This window comes from Aminobacter niigataensis (genome assembly GCF_014200015.1).
Lineage (GTDB): Bacteria > Pseudomonadota > Alphaproteobacteria > Rhizobiales > Rhizobiaceae > Aminobacter > Aminobacter niigataensis.
Genome location: NZ_JACHOT010000003.1, coordinates 188,888 through 205,535 on the forward strand (window position 1 = coordinate 188,888; position 16,648 = coordinate 205,535).

A 16,648-nucleotide genomic window follows, 5' to 3' on the forward strand; every position below is an offset into this window, starting at 1 on the left:
CCTAGAGGGATGCGTCGGTCAGCGACTGTTCGAGGCCGGAGAGATGTATACCACATTCGGTCTTGCCCTGGCCTGCCCAGCGCCCGCTGCGGGCATCCTCGCCGGGCTTGACCGGCTGGGTGCACGGGAAGCAGCCTATCGACAGGTAACCGTAGGCGACCAGCGGGTTCTCGCGCAAGGCATGCTTGCGCATGTAGTCAGCGAGATCCGAGGTCGTCCAGCGCGCCAGCGGATTGATGCGAAAGCGCGGGCCGATCTGCTCGATCACCGGCAAGGCCGCGCGCGTCGACGCCTGGAACCGCTTGCGGCCGGTGAACCAGGCACTGAAGGGCTCGACGCCGCGGGCCATCGGCTCGACCTTGCGCACGTCGCAGCAGGCGTCAGTGCTGGTCTGGTGCAGATTGCCGGTCGGGTCGATGCGCGCCAGGGCCGCCTCGTCGGGGGTTATGACCCGGATGTCGGTCAGGCCGAAATCGGCGGCCAGCGCGTCGCGATAGTCGAGCGTTTCGCCGAAATGCTTGCCGGTATCGAGGAAGATCACCGGCAGGTTGCGATCGACTTCGGAGATCAGGTGCAGCAGCACCGCCGAATCCGCGCCGAACGAGGAAACGGCGGCAATTTCGCCGGCAAAGCGGTCGACGGCCGTGCGCTCGATGATCTCCAGCGGCGAGAGATTGCCGTAGAGCGCGTCGAGCGATGCGGCTTCGGCCAGAACCTGCGCTTCGATGTCGGCGTCAGGCTGCCTTGGCTTCGCTAGCATAAAGCGCCTCCTTGAACGGCGCCGGGCCAATGCGGCGATAGGCGTCGAGGAACTTTTCCGACCGGTCGAGCCGGATCGCAAGATAGGTCTCGACGATCGTCTCGATGGCGTCGGTGATCTCTTCCGGGCCGAAGCCGCGGCCGATGATCTCGCCGACCGACGTATGTTCGTCGGCCGAACCGCCGAGCGTCACCTGGTAGAGCTCCGCGCCCTTCTTTTCGACGCCGAGAATGCCGATATGGCCGACATGGTGGTGGCCGCAGGCGTTGATGCAGCCGGAGATCTTGAGCTTCAGTTCGCCAATGTCGCGCTGGCGCTCGAGCGAGGCGAAGCGCTTCGAGATTTCCTGTGCTACCGGGATCGAACGGGCATTGGCCAGCGCGCAATAGTCGAGGCCCGGGCAGGCGATGATGTCGCTGATCAGGTTCGAATTCGCGGTGGCAAGCTCGATCGCCACCAGCGCGTCGTAGACCGCCTTGAGGTCGGCGCGGGCGACATGCGGCAGGATCAGGTTCTGCTCGTGGCTGACGCGGATCTCGTCGAAGCCGTACCTCTCGGCGATGTCGGCGACGGCCTCCATCTGGCTGTCGGTGGCGTCGCCCGGCACCTCGCCGATGCCCTTGAGCGAAATCGTGACGGCAGCATAATCAGGATTGCGGTGGGTGAAGACGTTCTGGTCGATCCAGTCGCCGAAACTCTTGGAATCGAGCCGCGCCAGCTTGACAGCTTCGTCGCCCTCGGGCCGCGCCGCCAGTGCCGGCGGCGCGAAATAGGCCTGGATCGCAGCGACATCGGCTTCCGGCAGCTTGAGCTCGCCGTCCTTCAGCGCCTGCCATTCGGCGTCGACCTGACGCGTGATCTCGTCGACGCCGGTCTCGTGGACCAGGATCTTGATGCGCGCCTTGTACTTGTTGTCACGGCGGCCGTGCAGGTTGTACACGCGCAGGATCGCCGTGGTGTAGGACAGCAGGTGTTCCTCCGGCAGGAAGTCGCGGATCTTCCTGGCGACCATCGGCGTACGGCCCTGGCCGCCGCCGATATAGACGGCGAAGCCAAGCTCGCCCTTGTCGTTTTTTTTGAGATGCAGGCCGATGTCGTGGGTCTGGATGGCGGCGCGGTCGCGCTCGGCACCGGTCACCGCGATCTTGAACTTGCGCGGCAGGTACGAGAACTCCGGATGCACCGACGACCACTGGCGCAGGATCTCGGCATAGGGACGCGGATCGGCAACCTCGTCGGCGGCAGCGCCGGCGAAGTGGTCGGCGGTGACGTTGCGGATGCAGTTGCCCGAGGTCTGGATGGCGTGCATCTCGACCGAAGCGAGGTCGGCGAGGATCGCCGGAATATCCGACAGGGCCGGCCAGTTGAACTGGATGTTCTGGCGCGTGGTGAAGTGGCCGTAGCCCTTGTCGTATTTGCGGGCGACGTGGCCGAGCATGCGCATCTGCTTCGAGTTCAACGTGCCGTAGGGCACGGCGATGCGCAGCATGTAGGCGTGGAGCTGGAGATAGACGCCGTTCATCAGGCGCAGCGGCCGGAACTGATCCTCGGTGATCTCGCCACCAAGGCGGCGCTCGACCTGGTCGCTGAATTCGGCGACGCGGGCCTTCACGAAATCATGGTCGAACTCGTCGTAACGGTACATGGTCGTCTTCCGGTCTTCAGGCGGCACCGGCCGAGGGCCGGGCCTGCTTGCCAAGGTCAAGGCGGTTGGTCGGGCCGGCGGCGCGGATCGCCTCGCGCAGCCTCAGGGGGCGTATGGTGCCGCCGACCAGCGACACGTCGATCAGGTTGACGTCGACCACCTCGTTGTTGTCGTGGGCGGCCTTGCCGATCGCCTCGAGGCGGGCTTCGCCGGCCTTGTCGTCGACGGTCTCGGCGACATCGATGGTCTCGGCCCAGGTGCCGTCGGCTGCGAACCATACGGCCTCGCCGTCGGTCAGCCGGTTGGCGGTAAGGATCTTCATGCCCTGCTTCCTTCGAGCGCCGCACGCGCGGCCTGTTCGTGCCTGTGTGCCGCCAGCGGCTCGGAAAGTTCGAAATTGGCGCCGGCGACCGCATCGCCGATGATGGTCATGACAGGTCCATCGAGATCGCTGCGCGCTTCGAGCGACGGCAGGTCGGCGAGCGTGCCGTGGAAACGGCGGCGGTTCTTCAGGCTGGCATTCTCGACGACGGCAACCGCCGTGTCGGGCGACAGCCCGGCATCGATGAGCCGGCCGGCGACATCGGCCGCGACCGAGCGGCCCATGTAGACGGCAACTGTGGCACCCGAGATGGCGAGCTTGGCCCAGTCGGGTAGCGAGCCGCCCTTGAGGTCGTGGCCGGTGGTGAAGACCATCGAAGAGGTGACGCCGCGCAGCGTCAGCGGCAGCTCGAAATCGGCGGCAGCGGCAAAGGCCGAGGTGACGCCCGGCACGACCTCGTAGGAGACGCCGGCGTCGCGCATCGCCTGCATCTCTTCACCGGCACGGCCGAAGACCAGCGGATCGCCAGACTTGAGGCGCACCACGCGCTTGCCTGCCCGGGCCAGTTCGACCAGCAGGTCGTTGATCTCGGATTGGGTCTTGGAATGGCAGCCCTTGCGCTTGCCGACCGGCAGGCGTTCTGCGTCGCGGCGGCCCATCGAGATCACCGCCTCGGGCACCAGCGCATCGTGGACGATGACGTCGGCTTCCATCAGCAGGCGATGGGCGCGCAGGGTCAAAAGGTCCTCGGCGCCGGGACCGCCACCGACGAGCGCGACATGGCCCTTGGCTTCGCCGTTCTGCAACAGGAGTTCGGTCGCCGCGTCATGCGCCTGGGCCAGGGTACCGTTGTCCAACGTCCGGGCGGGGACGCCTTCAAAGAACTCGCGCCAGAAGCCGCGGCGGACATTGCCCTTGGGCAACAAACGCTCGACGGAATCACGGAAGCTGGCACCCAGCGTGGCCAGCGCGCCAAGCTGGGGCGACAGCATGCGGTCGATGCGAGCGCGGATCATCTGGGCGAGGACCGGCCCTGCGCCTTCGGTGCCGATGGCGACGGCTACCGGCGCACGATTGACGAGCGCGGGCGTGAAGAAATCGCAGAGTTCAGGACGGTCCACTGCGTTAACGACGATGCCGAGCTCGCGTGCGTCCTGGGAAATGCGGCGATCGAGCGCTTCGTTGCCGGTCGCGGCGAAGACCATGACGGCACGACCGATCAGCGAGGCGTCATAGGCAGTGTGAATACGGGTCGCGCCGTTGGCGGCAATCCAGTCGCGGAGCTGCGGCTCGACATGATCGGCGATGATGCGGATTTCGGCGCTCGACTGGCCGAGCAGCCGCGCCTTGGCCAGCGCCTCGTCGCCACCGCCGACGATGACCACGGCTTCGCCTTCGACCTTGAGGAAGATCGGGAAGGCGTTCAACTTGGCGGCGGCTTGAGTCATGACGCGAGGGTTTCCGGAATACCCGTCATTTCTAGCCGCCATTGCTGCGCTGCAGAAGAAATGCACTCGCGCGCGTCGAGATGGGAGGCAATCGCTTTTGCCCGCGCCCCAGCCCGAGGAGAAAAATATTCCACCGCGGCGATGCCAGGGTATTTCAATCCCTGCCTCGCTGCTGCGGCCATTGGCAGCCGGCTGCCTCTGCGAAGCCCGACAATCGCCTGCATTCACCGGGTCCGCGGCCAGGTGCCGCCCGCACAGATCGCCAATCCATAGTGCTTGCTCGCAAGGAAGACGATGGTGCCCCGAAACGCGTTTTTCCTAATTTCTACCAAATTAGTAGAATTACGGGCAGATGCCCTTCGCCGCCATCGCGGCCGTCATTCGGAACCGTGCCGTCGCCCCCGCGTTCACCAAGCGGGGACGATGCGGACAAGAAGGAGCACGAGATGACGCACATCAATCTGAAGCACGGGATCTGGGTGCTGGTGGCAGATGGCGAAAAGGCGCTGTTCCTGAAGAACCAGGGCGACACCAAATATCCGAACCTTGAGGTCGTGCGCGAGATGGAGCAGGACAACCCGCCGACGCGCGAGCAGGGCAGCGATCGCCCCGGCCGCTACAGCGACGGCCCTTCGATCCATCGCAGCGCGGTCGACGACACCGACTGGCACAGGGTCGCCAAGGAGCGCTTCGCCGACGAAATCGCAGCTCGCCTGTACAAGCTCGCCCATGCCGGCGATTTCCAGGAGATCGTACTGGTGGCGCCACCCCTGGTGCTCGGCGAATTGCGCAAGAAGCTGCACAAGGAAGTCGATGAGCGCGTCTCAGCCGAAATTCCGAAGACGCTGACCAATCACAGCGTGTCCGACATCGAGACGATCCTGATGGCAGCCTGACCCGCAGAAGTAGTTCCCCAGCAACCAGGCGAGGAGTGCCGGCAGCGATGCCGGCACTTTTTTCGGCACGAGCCAAGTTTCTTGGCCGCACAGGGTTGCGCATGCTGACCTGCGTCCACCATATTGGAAATGCAGCGGATTTCACCGCCGCACCCCACACAATTTTGACTTTCCGAAAGGTGCCGCCGGGACAATGCCGCATGACACGCCCCTCATCGCTACTATCGTCGCCGGTCTGGGGCTGGCATTCATCTTCGGCGCACTCGCCAACCGCTTCAGGGTGCCTCCGCTCGTCGGATATTTGATCGCCGGCGTGCTGGTCGGGCCGAACACGCCCGGTTTCGTCGCCGACCAGGAACTGGCACTGGAACTCGCCGAGATCGGCGTCATCCTGCTGATGTTCGGCGTCGGCCTGCATTTCTCGCTCAAGGACCTGTTGTCAGTGCGCGCCATCGCGGTGCCCGGGGCGGTCGTGCAGATTTCCTTTGCCACGGTGCTTGGCGTCGGCCTTGCCTGGATGCTCGGCTGGTCGCTCGGCGCGGGCCTCGTCTTCGGCCTGGCGCTGTCGGTTGCCTCGACCGTGGTGCTGCTGCGGGCGCTGCAGGAGCGGCGCATGATCGAGACCGAGCGCGGCCGCATCGCCGTCGGCTGGCTGATCGTCGAGGACCTCGCCATGGTTCTGGCGCTGGTGCTGCTGCCGGCGCTGGCCGGCGTGCTCGGCGGCGAGCAGCAGGCATCGCAGGCGCCCAACATCCTCGCGCTGGGCTTCGACGTCGGCGTATGGGGCGTGCTGGGCATCACGCTTGCCAAGGTCGCGGCCTTCGTCGTGCTGATGATGGTCGTCGGACGCCGCATCATTCCCTGGCTGCTGCATTACGTCGCCCATACCGGCTCGCGCGAACTGTTCCGCCTGTCGGTGCTGGCGATAGCACTCGGCGTCGCCTTCGGTGCCGCCAAGCTGTTCGGCGTGTCGCTGGCGCTCGGCGCCTTCTTCGCCGGCATGGTGATGAGCGAGTCCGAACTCAGCCACCAGGCGGCGGAAGAGACGCTGCCGTTGCGCGACGCTTTCTCGGTGCTGTTCTTCGTCTCGGTCGGCATGCTGTTCGACCCGACCAGCCTGCTCAGCAATACCTGGCCGATCCTCGGCACTCTGTTCATCATTCTCATAGGCAAGTCGGTGGCTGCCTTCCTGATCGTCATCGCCTTCGGCTACCCCATCGCAACGGCGCTCATCATTTCGGCGAGCCTGGCGCAGATCGGCGAGTTCTCCTTCATGCTGGCCGGCCTCGGCGTCAGCCTCGACCTCTTGCCCGAGCAAGGCCGGGACCTGATCCTTGCAGGCGCCATCCTGTCGATCGTGCTCAATCCGCTGGCCTTTGCCGGCGCTGCGCGGCTGAAGCCCTGGCTCGAAAAGCGCGCCGGTATCCCCGAAGCCGTCGAAGCCGTCCCGATCGGCCCGGCGACCGAACCCGGCGAGGTTGCGACCACGACGACCGTGCATGTGAAGGACGACGAGGACGCGCCGCCGCCGACCAAGCTGACCGGCCATACGATCCTGATCGGCTACGGCCGCGTCGGCTCGCTCGTCGGCCAGTCGCTGAAGGCCGCCGGAATGGAGTTCCTGGTCATCGAGGATGCGGACAAGACGATCGCCAGGCTCAAGGCCGAGGGGATCGAGACTGTCGCCGGCAACGCGGTCAAGGGCGAAGTCTTCGCCTCCGCCAATGCTGCCGGGGCCAGGCGGCTGATCCTGGCCATCCCCAATGCCTTCGAGGCCGGCCAGATCATCCTCAAGGCCAAGGCCGCCAATCCCGCGATGGTCATCATCGCACGCGCCCATTCCGATGCCGAAGTCGACCACCTCACCGGCCTTGGTGCCGACAAGGTGATCATGGGCGAGCGCGAAATCGCGCGGGGTATCGTCGAGCAGGTGGTGGCAAGTGCCGGCACGCCGCCGGCCGGCGAACCGGAGCCAGGCGCGCCGGTAGCGGCCTGACCGGCCGGAGGGTTCGAGCAATCAGGCCCGACGACCCCGTGTCGGCATGATCAGCTTCACCTGCTGGCGGCGAGCTGGGCGAGATGGCCGGGCAGATCGGTGCCGGGTCCAGACGCATTGATCGTGTCGAAATAGTCGTGCCATCCCGAAGCGGCGATGCCCTGCAACAGCGCATCCAACGCGGCATTGTCGGGGAAGCTCCAGATGGCGAAGAAGCGATACGGCGCAGGATGCATCTTGGTGGCATCGGTTTCGCCCAGTGCGATGGCCTCGACGCCGAGCGCCGACAAGGCAGCCATGCCGGCACCTATGGCCTCGAAGAAGGCCTGCCGCCCGGCGGCGTCGAGCGCCTGCCATGCGGGTTTCGGGGTATAGAGCTCGGCCAGATAGTGCGCCACGGTGTTTCCTTTCGATAAAGCGCTGCCCACGGCCACGGGATGCGGCCGCACAGGCATACGCGGGATTGATGGGGACGGTGGGACGCCGGGTCAGCCTGGTTCGGCTGCTTGAGCGCTTGCCTGTGTCACGGTGGGATCGAGATTTTGCCAGACACGGCGCAGCAGATCGCCAAACATCTGCCTGTCGTCGGCGTTGAAGCCGGCGAACAGCGTGGCGATCCACTTGGTATGCTCGTCGAACAGGACACGCGCCGCCGCCTGTCCCTTGGCGCTAAGGCGCACCGAGACCTTGCGGCGGTCCTCAAGACCCGCATGGCGCGCAAGGAAACCATCGCGTTCGAGCCCGTCGAGCAGCCCGGTGATCGTCGCGCGCGTGACGCCGGCGCGCTCGGCCAACTCGTGCGGCGAGAGCCCCTCGGGGCGATCGTGCAGCAAGAACAACAGCACGAACTTGCCCTCGGAAAGCTGATGCGGGGCAAGGCGTGCGGCACAATCCCGGTCGATCGCCGACGATAGCGCCAGAATTTCCAGGCACAGCCGCAAGCCGGTTTCGGGCTGGCCCCGGCGCTTGGCTTCGTCCAGTAAAGCGAGGTGTTTTTGCTCAAGCATTGTCATATGTCGCCATATAGTATGGCACCGTACTATATGTCAATCGGCGCCTGACCTCGCTCCAGGCAGTCAGAAAACTATATGTCAATCGGCGCCTGACCTCGCTCCAGGCAGTCAGAAATACGCGAGATCGCCCGCGCCATCGACGGGGGATGGTGGAAGGCCGGCGGACACCGTCCCGTGCCCCAAGCCTCGCCGACTGAATCGGCCTGCGCAGGTCCAGGCAAGCAAAAGCCGCACAGTTGCCTGCGCGGCTTCGTTTTGCGTCTGAAGTGCCGGTCAGCCGCCGACGAGTGGCAGGACGAAATTCGGCCGGTAGGTGTCCATCGTGGCGCCGTTGCGATCCTCGTCGAGCAGCGTTCCGCTGCCGAAGCTGGCGCGCAGGCCGATCGTGAGCTTGTGCAGGTCCAGGCTATCCGACGCCTCCGATATCGAGACGTTTTCATACTGATAACGACCGAAGACCGACCAAGGGGTGTCGGTGAAGCGGTAGGTCGCCTGGAGAGCCAAGGCGACGACGTCGAAATCCAGCTCCATGCCGCCCTGGCTGATATTCATCCGGTGGAAGCCAAGCTCGGCGTCGAAGCGCAGGTTGTCCTGCGCAAAGTAGCGCGCCACGCCGCGAATGCCCATCAGATCGACGTCGAAGGGCAGCCCGTCAGCTTCAAGCCCACCGTAATAGGCCTGGCCGTAAAGGGTGACGTTGCCGAAATAGACCTGAGCCTCGGGACCGACCTTCCAATCCCAGATATCCTGGTCGGGGCCACCATCGGAGAAGCCATAGGTCTTGACCTCGGCGAAGCCGCCAACAGCGTAAGATGCGGGATTGCGCCAGTTGAGATGCAGGACCCCGCCGATGCTGTGCAGCCTGGTGCCTTCGATGTCGATGGCATCGACGGTGAGGTCGCCCTGTGCGTTCCAGCGCTCGGCGAAGGGCACGTTGATGCGCACGGCGCCGCCATAGGCCCAGATGTCACCGTCGTCGAATTCATCGAACCACACGCCGCCGCCGTAGATTTCACCATAGCCCGAGATCTGGCGAACGACCGTGTCGTCGACCGGCGCCAGGGCATCTGCTGCGAATGCGGATGTGGTCAGCGCTGCAAGGCAGACGCTTAAAAGAAGTGTCTTCACGGATGGCCCCTCGCCTGAGATTCGATGAGGGAATCCTATATCGCTAAATTAGTGATTCGTAATAATAGGAGTGCCTGACAAGCCACAACCCTGGCGGGTTTTCCGCGACCTGAAGCATTCGGGCAACACTATGTCCGCGGCTGAATTCCGTGGGCAGTGCGGACACAGTTGCCGGATGGCCGGGGCGTCTAGTTGCCCAGCAGAACGTCGAGGATCGACGTTTCGCGGCGCTGGACCGGGCCGCCAACGTCGGCGGGCGGCACCGGGCGGCGGATCGAAGCCGTCGGCTCCTGCGACATGCCAGTTGCATCGCCGACCTGCTGCCGGACAGGCTGGGGTGCTGCCGGGAAGGTGTCTTCGTCGAGCGGCTGGTCCTCGACAGCGACAGCGGGGGCCGCAGGCTGCGGCGTCCAGGAGCCCGGCAAAGCTGCCACAGGGACGCCCTCATGCGCGGCGACCATGAACTCATGCCAGGCCAGCGCCGGCAGCGCGCCGCCGGTGACCTTCTTCATTGGCTTGCCGTCGTCGTTGCCGAACCACACGCCGGTGGTGAGGTTGGCGGTATAGCCAACGAACCAGGCATCGCGCGAATTCTGGCTGGTGCCGGTCTTGCCGGCCGCCGGCCATGCGAAGGCAGCCTTCTTGGCCGTGCCCTCCTCGACCGCGCCGGTCATCATCGCGTTCATCATGCCGACGACTTCGGGGCTGATGACGCGTGGACCGCCGCCCGAGGTGTTCTCGTAGAGCACGTTGCCGTCGGCCGTGGTGACGCGGCGGATCATGTGCACTTCGGGGCGGTAGCCGCCATTGGCGAACGGCACATAGGCCGCCGTCAGCTCCAGCGGCGTCACCTCGGAGGTGCCGAGCGAGATCGAGACATTGGGCTGGAGGTCGGATTCGATGCCCATGCGATGAGCTGCCTCGACGACCGCGTTGGGGCCGACTTCCATGGCGAGCTGTGCTGCCACCGAGTTCAACGACTTCGCCAGCGCGGTCTTCAGCGTGACCCGGCCAAAATATTTGCCGTTGTAGTTTTCCGGCGTCCATTTGCCGATCTTGATCGGCGCGTCGTTGCGCATGCTGTCGGGCGTACGGCCCTGCTCGAGGGCTGCCATGTAGACGAACGGCTTGAAGGCCGATCCCGGCTGGCGGCGCGCCTCGGAGGCGCGGTCGAACTGGCTGGTCGAATAGTCGTAGCCGCCGACCATGGCACGCACGGCGCCCGAATTGTCGATCGACACCAGCGCGCCCTGGCTGACATTGAGCTTCTGGCCGCTCTCGTCGATCAGCCGGCGGATCGATTTCTCGGCCAGATCCTGCAGCGTCATGTCGACTGTGGTGTCGACGATAATGTCGGAGCGGACCTCGCCGATCAGGCCGGGCAATTCTTCCATGACGCGGTCGGCGACATAGTTTTCCGAACCGGTCCAGAACGAGGCGGCGCGCGTTGCCGGCGCGCTCATCGCCGTCTTCAGTTCCTTCTCGCCGATCATGCCCTCGCCGCGCATCGCTCCCAGCACGAGCTGGGCGCGGGCCTCCGCGGCCTTGGGGTCGCGTGCCGGCGACAGGCGCGACGGCGCCTTGAGCAGGCCGGCGAGCAAGGCAGCCTCGGCCAGCGTCACGTCGCGTGAGGACTTGCCGAAATAGCGCCGCGATGCAGCTTCGACACCGTAGGAGCCCGAGCCGAAATAGACCCGGTTGAGGTACATTTCGAGGATCTGGTCCTTGGTGTGCTTCTGCTCCAGCCACAGCGCCAGGAGCACCTCCTGCACCTTGCGCTCCAGCGTGCGGTCGGGCTTGAGGAACAGGTTCTTGGCGAGCTGCTGGGTCAGCGTCGAGCCGCCCTGGGTGAAGCGCCCGTGCAGGACCCTGGTCGACACCGCGCGCGCAAGGCCGATCGGATCGAAGCCGAAATGCGAATAGAAGCGGCGATCCTCGATCGCCATCACGGCCTGCGGGATATAGGGCGACATCTCGTGCAGGCCGACGGCCTCGCCGCCGGTCATTCCGCGATTGGCGACCAGCCTGCCGTCGACACCGATGATCTTGATGTTGGGCGAACGATCGGGGATGGCCCAGGTCGTCGAGCTCGGCATCTTGGCGCCGTAATAGACGACGATGCCGGCGGCAGCGATGCCGCCCCAGATGGACAGCACGAAGCCCCAGTAGACCAGCCGGCCAAGGATGCCGAACATGCCGCGCTTGGGTTTGCTGGACCGTCCACGCGATGTCGACCGCGTCTTGGAAGACTTGCGCTTGGTCGGGGCCTTGCGGCGGCTGGGCACGACGCGGTCCTCCTCGCGCACCGAAAAGACATCGTCCTCCGCCTCATTGCGCGGTCCATCGAAGCTGGGCTCGATGCGTCTGTCTTTCCGGTTCGCCATACCTGTTTGTCCGGCCCCCATGCCAATGGCGTTCCGGTTGAACAGTAAATGCGGCGATTTAAGGAGGGATTAAGTGGCGGCGCCTGCGTGCCCACAGGCAAGGCAGTGGATATCATGCCAAGGCCGCCGACCTTCTCGGAGGCGGCGGCCGTGGAATTGCCAGAAATCAACCCGGAATCGGATCGTTCGGGCGCGGGTCGTTCGGCTTGTCGGGGCGATCCGGCCGGTCGCTGCTCTTGTAGCAGGGGCTCGACGGATCGTTCTTGTTGCAGCAGTTGCTGCTCTCAAGATAGCGCGGGTCCTTCGGCTTCCATTCGCAGCGGCGTATTTCGGTCGACTGACATGCGGTCACGGCGGAGGCCGCAACCACGGCCAGAATGACATTGCGTAGTGCACTCATGGGTTCTCTCCTTTGAAACAGATTTGTCCACCTCACGAAGCTTGGTCGGCTCCAGGAGAGAAAAGGTTCAAAGGCGGGTGCAGAATATTTGCGTCTGCCTGAAAACAGGTGCCGCTGGCGGAAAAGCATGAGCTCACAAGAGCTGCCGACATCTGCCCGCTCGATTAGTTCGACCTTGACCGGAACGAAGCTTCCTCGGCAGCCGTTTAGCTCGTGGCGGCATTCGACCGCCTACTAATAACAATAAGGAAATATTGACATGAAACGCATTGCACTTGGACTTGCGACCGCGCTCACGGCTATCGGCATGACAGCCGGACTGGCCTTTGCGGCCGAACCTGCAATGATGACGAAAACCGCGAAGGGCAATATCTACACCGACGCCCAGGGCATGACGCTTTACACATTCGACAAGGACAAGGCCGGTACATCGGCCTGCTACGAGGAATGCGCGACATCGTGGCCCGCACTCAAGGCTGACGCCGGGGCAAAGACCGACGGCAAATGGACCATCGTGGACCGTACCGACGGTACCAAGATGTGGGCTTATGACGGCAAGCCGCTGTATACCTATGCCAAGGACAAGAAGGCCGGCGATATGAACGGCGAAGGCATGGGCGGCGTGTGGCATATGGCCAAGGCCAGCTAGCCGCTGATTGTCAGTTGACGGCGGCGTCTCCGGGCGCCGCTATCTGGCCAAGACAAGACTTTCTAACGAACCGGCCGAGGCGCAAGATGATCGTGCAGGAGACGACGCGAGAGGAAAATATCTCGTTCCTCGCATCAAGGCGATTTGGGCGGCTGGCCTGTGCCAAGGGACAACCAGCCCTATCTCGTTCCGTTCCACTACGCGTTGTCGGAAAATCACCTGTACGGCTTTTCAATGCCCGGGCAGAAGATCGACTGGATGCGTCAGAACGCTCATGTCTGCGTCCAGGTCGACGAGTTCAGCGCAAATCGCGAATGGCGAAGCGTCATCGTTTACGGGGTCTATGAAGAGATGCCGGACACACCACAATGGCTACGCAACCGGAGCCATGCCTTGTCGGCCCTTCAACAGCACGCCAACTGGTGGGAGCCCGGGGACCTGAAGCCAGCGTCAGCCCCACCCGCAACAGCAGTCCTTCCGGTGTTTTTTCGCATCAGGATCGAAAGCCTCACCGGCAGGCATGCATTTGACCAAGCCTGATCAGGCTTGAGCGCGACTTCACGGCCCGATTGTCTTGTTGAGCGCGGCCGAGATGCGCTCGCGCAGGAGTTCGGCCATGTCGGTGTCCATGTGCAGGCGCACGCGGCCGCCGCGCGCGTCGACCAGCGTCACCGCGACCCCGTCCAGGGTAGGCTCGCTCGCCGGCTCCACGGCCGTGACCATGAATTCGTGCTCTTTCTGATCGGGTCTTTCGGCCATGGCTGTTCTCCCAGGCTGGCAGCCGCGAGCATACGCTTATTCTTCGTCGTCGTCGCTGCCGGGTGCCGCCCACGAATGCGGGGCGATGCGCTTTTGGGTATCGCTGTCGACATAGGCCCACCAACCCTCGTCGGTTTCGTCCCACTGCCCGCCGGCCGCCTTCAGCCGCGCCAGGGAGCGGTACTGGGCGAGCGATTCATTTTCCTGGCCGTCGCGGTCGGTCCAGTAGACCGTGACCTTGGAACCGTCGGTCGGGGCGGTGGCGATGGGTGTCTTGGCGCTCATGCGGATCCCTCAGATTTGCGAACCAACGATAGCCGACCGCGCGGCCCGGTAAAGCCACGCGGCGGCAAAACTCATCGACGGGTAAGCAAAGCAGCGAGCAAGCCGAAAACGGCGACGCCGACAAGTGCTGTCGTCATCGGATTGTCCTGGGCGGTCTTCTGCGCCGCGCGCGCCTGCTTGCGCATCACCGGCAGGGCTTCGGTGAAGCGGTCGTAGAAGCCGTCATAAAGTTCGGAGGCACTATCACGGCCTTCCGCCAAGGCGCTAGCGCTGCGCTTGGACATCGCCTTGGTCAGCGACGCGACCTGCTTGGTGAGCTGGGAAACCTGCGCTTCGAGTTCGGTCTGGATTTCTTCACGGGTCGTGGCCATTCGGGTGCATCCTTTCATCAGGTAACGCACCCCAAACGGCCAAGCCTGTCCGTTCGTTCCCTCGAAGGTCCCTGCCGCTGCGTCAGCTATGGGCGAAAATGTCCTCTTCGTCCCAGCCCATCAGGTCGAGCTTCGCCCGGACGGGCAGGAAGCGGAAGCAGGCCTCGGCCTCCTTGGTGCGGCCGTCGCGCTCCAAACGGCCGGCCAGAACGTCGCGTAGCCGATGCAGGTAAAGCACGTCGGATGCGGCATATTCGAGCTGCTCGGGCGACAACGTCTCGGCTGCCCAGTCCGACGACTGCTGCTGCTTCGACAGGCTGACGCCGAGAAGCTCGTTGCAGATGTCCTTGAGGCCGTGGCGGTCGGTGTAGGTGCGGGTCAGGCGCGAGGCGATCTTGGTGCAGAACACCGGCTCGGCCATGACGCCGAAGGCGTTGTAGAGCACGGCGATGTCGAAGCGGCCGAAATGGAACAGCTTGGTCACCTTGCGATTCCTGAGCAGGCTCGTCAGGTTCGGCGCCTTCTTCTGCCCGGGCGCGATCTGGATCACGTCGGCGGTGCCGTCGCCCGGCGAGATCTGGACGACGCAGAGCCGGTCGCGATGCGGGTTCAGCCCCAGCGTCTCGGTGTCGATGGCGACCGCATCGACGTCGTAGTGCGTGAGGTCGGGCAGGTCGTGCTTGTGAAAGCGGATGGTCATCATTGTCTCCGATCGCGGCTTGGCTTCTCACTTGCCGCGATCGGAGGAAAAATCAACAGAAAGTTGATCTTAGGCGGTCACGAACGGGTCAGTGCGTCGAGAATGCGAGCCCATGAGCGCTGGCCCTTGTGGAACGAAGTCAGGTCGTACTTCTCGTTGGGCGAATGGATGCGGTCGTCGGGCAGGCCGAAGCCGACGAGCAGCGATTCCATGCCGAGATAGGTCTTGAAGTCGCCGACGATCGGGATCGAGCCGCCGACGGCGATCATCACGGCCTGTTTCGACCATTCGTCGGTCAGCGCGTCCTTGGCCTTGTTGAGGAAGGGCGAGTCGTAGGACAGCTGGATCGCCGGCGAACCGCCATGCTTGTCGAACTCGACGCTGCAGTCGGCGGGAATGCGCGCGCTGACGAACTCGCGGAAGGCGGTACGGATCTTTTCCGGATCCTGCTTGTGGACGAGGCGGAACGACACCTTGGCCGAAGCCTGGGATGCGATCACGGTCTTGAAACCCTTGCCGGTGTAGCCGCCGATGATGCCGTTGAACTCGGCGGTCGGACGCGCCCAAACCAGTTCGAGTACCGAGCGGCCCTTTTCACCTGAGGGAATGGACAGGCCGACCTCGCCAAGGAACTTCTCGGCGGTCTCGCCAAGCGTTTCCCACGACTTCAGGATCTGCGAAGGGGTTTCCTCGACGCCGTCATAGAAGCCGGGGATGGTGATGTGGCCGGTGTCGTCGTGGATGTCGGCCAGCACCTTGGCCAGGATGCGCACCGGGTTGGCGGCGGCACCGCCATATTCGCCCGAATGCAGGTCGCGGTCGGCGGCGTGCACGGTGATCTCCTCGCCGACGAGACCGCGCAGCGCGATTGAGATGGCAGGCGTCTCGCGGTCCCACATGCCGGTGTCGCAGACCATGGCGAAATCGGCCTTCAGCTCTTCCGAATTGGCGTCGAGGAACGGCTTGAGCGACGGCGAGCCCGATTCTTCCTCGCCCTCGAACAGGAGCGTGATCTTGCACGGCAGGCCGCCATGCACCTCTTTCCAGGCGCGGCAGGCCTCGACGAACAGCATCAGCTGTCCCTTGTCGTCGGACGAACCACGGCCGGTGATGACCTTGCGGCCGGGCTCCAGTTCCTTGACCTTGGGATCAAACGGATCGGCTTCCCACAGATCGAGCGGGTCGACCGGCTGGACATCGTAGTGGCCGTAAAACAGCACATGCGGCGAACCGGCGGGGCCGTCATGGTGGGCGACCACCATCGGATGGCCGGGCGTGTCGCGGACGCTGGCGTCGAAGCCGATCGACTTGAGGTCGGCGACCAGCCATTCGGCGGCCTTGCGGCAATCGCCTGAAAAGGCCGGATCGGTGGAGATCGACTTGATGCGGAGCAGGCCGAACAGGCGCTCCAGCGACTGGTCGAGATTGTTGTCGAGACGGTCGAGGACCGACGAGAGAGCGGACATTGGGGTGCCTTTCGATTCTTCTGCGGCGCAACCTAGTTGGCCAAAGAGAAAACGAAAAGCCGGCAGGATTGGGCCAACTGCCAAGGCTACGTAAGCCATCGTGGCAATGTCGGGACAAAAAAGTGCCGCCGTGGTGGAGGGGGGAGCCACGGCGGCACATTCTTCAAACGGTGCGGCAGCCCGGAGAGGGGGATGAGGCTGCCGCAGGGTCCGGATAGGCGGGGGACGGGCCTGAGACCGGACTTCGGCAAAAACTGCCGATGCCCATTATTTGTTCCTTTGAACATGGCGATTCAAGGGCACGAAGATTACACTTTTGTAACATGCGCGTGATCGCCCACCGCGCGCAGTCAGCCCTGCCATCGCCCGCAGATGTATTCCTCGGCCGGTAATACGCCGGGTGTCCCGGGCATCGAAATCGTCGCC

The 16,648-nt window shown here is 64.3% G+C and carries 19 protein-coding genes; 4 read left to right on the forward strand and 15 right to left on the reverse strand.

The features are described from left to right. Position 1 precedes the first annotated feature (1 nt). From GGQ99_RS13955 to GGQ99_RS13975, 5 genes are read right to left on the reverse strand one after another with little or no spacing between them, the layout of a single operon-like run. Positions 2 to 760 carry a phosphoadenylyl-sulfate reductase gene (locus GGQ99_RS13955; RefSeq protein ID WP_183262998.1) on the reverse strand — a complete coding sequence of 253 codons (759 nt, stop codon included), beginning with the start codon at positions 758 to 760 and terminating at the stop codon, positions 2 to 4. After that, positions 735 to 2,405, reverse strand: a complete 1,671-nt coding sequence (locus GGQ99_RS13960; RefSeq protein ID WP_183262999.1) for a nitrite/sulfite reductase — start codon at positions 2,403 to 2,405, stop codon at positions 735 to 737. Before GGQ99_RS13960 ends, GGQ99_RS13955 begins: the two co-directional genes overlap by 26 nt. Positions 2,406 to 2,421: 16 nt before the next feature. After that, the gene (locus GGQ99_RS13965) at positions 2,422 to 2,727 is read right to left on the reverse strand and encodes a DUF2849 domain-containing protein (RefSeq protein ID WP_108605583.1); all 306 of its coding nucleotides are present in this window, start codon (positions 2,725 to 2,727) and stop codon (positions 2,422 to 2,424) included. Continuing rightward, positions 2,724 to 4,175 carry a siroheme synthase CysG gene (gene cysG / locus GGQ99_RS13970; RefSeq protein WP_183263000.1) on the reverse strand — a complete coding sequence of 484 codons (1,452 nt, stop codon included), beginning with the start codon at positions 4,173 to 4,175 and terminating at the stop codon, positions 2,724 to 2,726. Before cysG ends, GGQ99_RS13965 begins: the two co-directional genes overlap by 4 nt. Next, positions 4,172 to 4,357, reverse strand: a complete 186-nt coding sequence (locus tag GGQ99_RS13975; RefSeq protein ID WP_159097856.1) for a hypothetical protein — start codon at positions 4,355 to 4,357, stop codon at positions 4,172 to 4,174. Before GGQ99_RS13975 ends, cysG begins: the two co-directional genes overlap by 4 nt. 264 nt (positions 4,358 to 4,621) lie before the next feature. Between GGQ99_RS13975 and GGQ99_RS13980 the strand changes: the two genes are divergently transcribed. After that, positions 4,622 to 5,071: a baeRF12 domain-containing protein gene (locus tag GGQ99_RS13980; protein ID WP_108605585.1), complete on the forward strand. Its 450-nt coding sequence runs from the start codon at positions 4,622 to 4,624 to the stop codon at positions 5,069 to 5,071. 193 nt (positions 5,072 to 5,264) lie between these two features. Further along, positions 5,265 to 7,067 carry a YbaL family putative K(+) efflux transporter gene (gene ybaL, locus GGQ99_RS13985; protein WP_183263001.1) on the forward strand — a complete coding sequence of 601 codons (1,803 nt, stop codon included), beginning with the start codon at positions 5,265 to 5,267 and terminating at the stop codon, positions 7,065 to 7,067. 56 nt (positions 7,068 to 7,123) lie between these two features. Here ybaL and GGQ99_RS13990 read toward each other — a convergent pair whose 3' ends face one another. From GGQ99_RS13990 to GGQ99_RS14010, 5 genes are all read right to left on the reverse strand, one after another. Continuing rightward, entirely contained in the window at positions 7,124 to 7,465 is a 342-nt protein-coding gene (locus tag GGQ99_RS13990; RefSeq protein ID WP_108605587.1) for a DUF6616 family protein, read from the reverse strand. Positions 7,466 to 7,555: 90 nt separating this feature from the next. Next, positions 7,556 to 8,080, reverse strand: coding sequence for a MarR family winged helix-turn-helix transcriptional regulator (locus GGQ99_RS13995; RefSeq protein ID WP_183263002.1), 525 nt, complete (start codon positions 8,078 to 8,080; stop codon positions 7,556 to 7,558). Positions 8,081 to 8,353: 273 nt separating this feature from the next. After that, positions 8,354 to 9,208, reverse strand: a complete 855-nt coding sequence (locus tag GGQ99_RS14000) for a hypothetical protein (protein WP_183263003.1) — start codon at positions 9,206 to 9,208, stop codon at positions 8,354 to 8,356. Between the two features lie 188 nt (positions 9,209 to 9,396). Then, complete coding sequence (locus GGQ99_RS14005; protein WP_183263004.1) at positions 9,397 to 11,592, reverse strand: transglycosylase domain-containing protein; 2,196 nt, start codon at positions 11,590 to 11,592, stop codon at positions 9,397 to 9,399. 166 nt (positions 11,593 to 11,758) lie between these two features. Continuing rightward, the gene (locus GGQ99_RS14010) at positions 11,759 to 11,992 is read right to left on the reverse strand and encodes a hypothetical protein (RefSeq protein ID WP_108605591.1); all 234 of its coding nucleotides are present in this window, start codon (positions 11,990 to 11,992) and stop codon (positions 11,759 to 11,761) included. A 259-nt stretch (positions 11,993 to 12,251) separates the two neighbouring features. Between GGQ99_RS14010 and GGQ99_RS14015 the strand changes: the two genes are divergently transcribed. Then, complete coding sequence (locus GGQ99_RS14015) at positions 12,252 to 12,641, forward strand: COG4315 family predicted lipoprotein (RefSeq protein WP_183263005.1); 390 nt, start codon at positions 12,252 to 12,254, stop codon at positions 12,639 to 12,641. A 159-nt stretch (positions 12,642 to 12,800) separates the two neighbouring features. Next, positions 12,801 to 13,181: a pyridoxamine 5'-phosphate oxidase family protein gene (locus GGQ99_RS14020; RefSeq protein WP_343061732.1), complete on the forward strand. Its 381-nt coding sequence runs from the start codon at positions 12,801 to 12,803 to the stop codon at positions 13,179 to 13,181. Positions 13,182 to 13,199: 18 nt separating this feature from the next. On the opposite strand, the gene GGQ99_RS14025 is transcribed toward GGQ99_RS14020, so the two are convergent. From GGQ99_RS14025 to GGQ99_RS14045, 5 genes are all read right to left on the reverse strand, one after another. Continuing rightward, complete coding sequence (locus GGQ99_RS14025; protein WP_183263006.1) at positions 13,200 to 13,400, reverse strand: hypothetical protein; 201 nt, start codon at positions 13,398 to 13,400, stop codon at positions 13,200 to 13,202. Positions 13,401 to 13,436: 36 nt separating this feature from the next. Then, a complete protein-coding gene (locus tag GGQ99_RS14030; RefSeq protein ID WP_183263007.1) occupies positions 13,437 to 13,685 on the reverse strand; it encodes a hypothetical protein in 249 nt (82 codons plus the stop codon). 71 nt (positions 13,686 to 13,756) lie between these two features. Further along, entirely contained in the window at positions 13,757 to 14,056 is a 300-nt protein-coding gene (locus GGQ99_RS14035) for an ATP-binding cassette domain-containing protein (protein WP_108605594.1), read from the reverse strand. An 82-nt stretch (positions 14,057 to 14,138) separates the two neighbouring features. Next, positions 14,139 to 14,756 carry a ribonuclease D gene (locus GGQ99_RS14040; protein ID WP_183263008.1) on the reverse strand — a complete coding sequence of 206 codons (618 nt, stop codon included), beginning with the start codon at positions 14,754 to 14,756 and terminating at the stop codon, positions 14,139 to 14,141. Between the two features lie 77 nt (positions 14,757 to 14,833). Further along, complete coding sequence (locus tag GGQ99_RS14045; RefSeq protein ID WP_183263009.1) at positions 14,834 to 16,222, reverse strand: M20/M25/M40 family metallo-hydrolase; 1,389 nt, start codon at positions 16,220 to 16,222, stop codon at positions 14,834 to 14,836. Between the last annotated feature and the right edge of the window lie 426 nt (positions 16,223 to 16,648).

What these genes read in the sequence shown, in the direction of transcription:
- GGQ99_RS13955 (WP_183262998.1), bottom strand. Translation starts at nt 760, where the DNA reads ATGCTAGCGAAGCCAAGGCAGCCTGACGCCGACATCGAAGCGCAGGTT.
- GGQ99_RS13960 (WP_183262999.1), bottom strand. Translation starts at nt 2,405, where the DNA reads ATGTACCGTTACGACGAGTTCGACCATGATTTCGTGAAGGCCCGCGTC.
- GGQ99_RS13965 (WP_108605583.1), bottom strand. Translation starts at nt 2,727, where the DNA reads ATGAAGATCCTTACCGCCAACCGGCTGACCGACGGCGAGGCCGTATGG.
- cysG (WP_183263000.1), bottom strand. Translation starts at nt 4,175, where the DNA reads ATGACTCAAGCCGCCGCCAAGTTGAACGCCTTCCCGATCTTCCTCAAG.
- GGQ99_RS13975 (WP_159097856.1), bottom strand. Translation starts at nt 4,357, where the DNA reads ATGGCCGCAGCAGCGAGGCAGGGATTGAAATACCCTGGCATCGCCGCG.
- GGQ99_RS13980 (WP_108605585.1), top strand. Translation starts at nt 4,622, where the DNA reads ATGACGCACATCAATCTGAAGCACGGGATCTGGGTGCTGGTGGCAGAT.
- ybaL (WP_183263001.1), top strand. Translation starts at nt 5,265, where the DNA reads ATGCCGCATGACACGCCCCTCATCGCTACTATCGTCGCCGGTCTGGGG.
- GGQ99_RS13995 (WP_183263002.1), bottom strand. Translation starts at nt 8,080, where the DNA reads ATGACAATGCTTGAGCAAAAACACCTCGCTTTACTGGACGAAGCCAAG.
- GGQ99_RS14005 (WP_183263004.1), bottom strand. Translation starts at nt 11,592, where the DNA reads ATGGCGAACCGGAAAGACAGACGCATCGAGCCCAGCTTCGATGGACCG.
- GGQ99_RS14010 (WP_108605591.1), bottom strand. Translation starts at nt 11,992, where the DNA reads ATGAGTGCACTACGCAATGTCATTCTGGCCGTGGTTGCGGCCTCCGCC.
- GGQ99_RS14015 (WP_183263005.1), top strand. Translation starts at nt 12,252, where the DNA reads ATGAAACGCATTGCACTTGGACTTGCGACCGCGCTCACGGCTATCGGC.
- GGQ99_RS14025 (WP_183263006.1), bottom strand. Translation starts at nt 13,400, where the DNA reads ATGGCCGAAAGACCCGATCAGAAAGAGCACGAATTCATGGTCACGGCC.
- GGQ99_RS14030 (WP_183263007.1), bottom strand. Translation starts at nt 13,685, where the DNA reads ATGAGCGCCAAGACACCCATCGCCACCGCCCCGACCGACGGTTCCAAG.
- GGQ99_RS14035 (WP_108605594.1), bottom strand. Translation starts at nt 14,056, where the DNA reads ATGGCCACGACCCGTGAAGAAATCCAGACCGAACTCGAAGCGCAGGTT.
- GGQ99_RS14040 (WP_183263008.1), bottom strand. Translation starts at nt 14,756, where the DNA reads ATGACCATCCGCTTTCACAAGCACGACCTGCCCGACCTCACGCACTAC.
- GGQ99_RS14045 (WP_183263009.1), bottom strand. Translation starts at nt 16,222, where the DNA reads ATGTCCGCTCTCTCGTCGGTCCTCGACCGTCTCGACAACAATCTCGAC.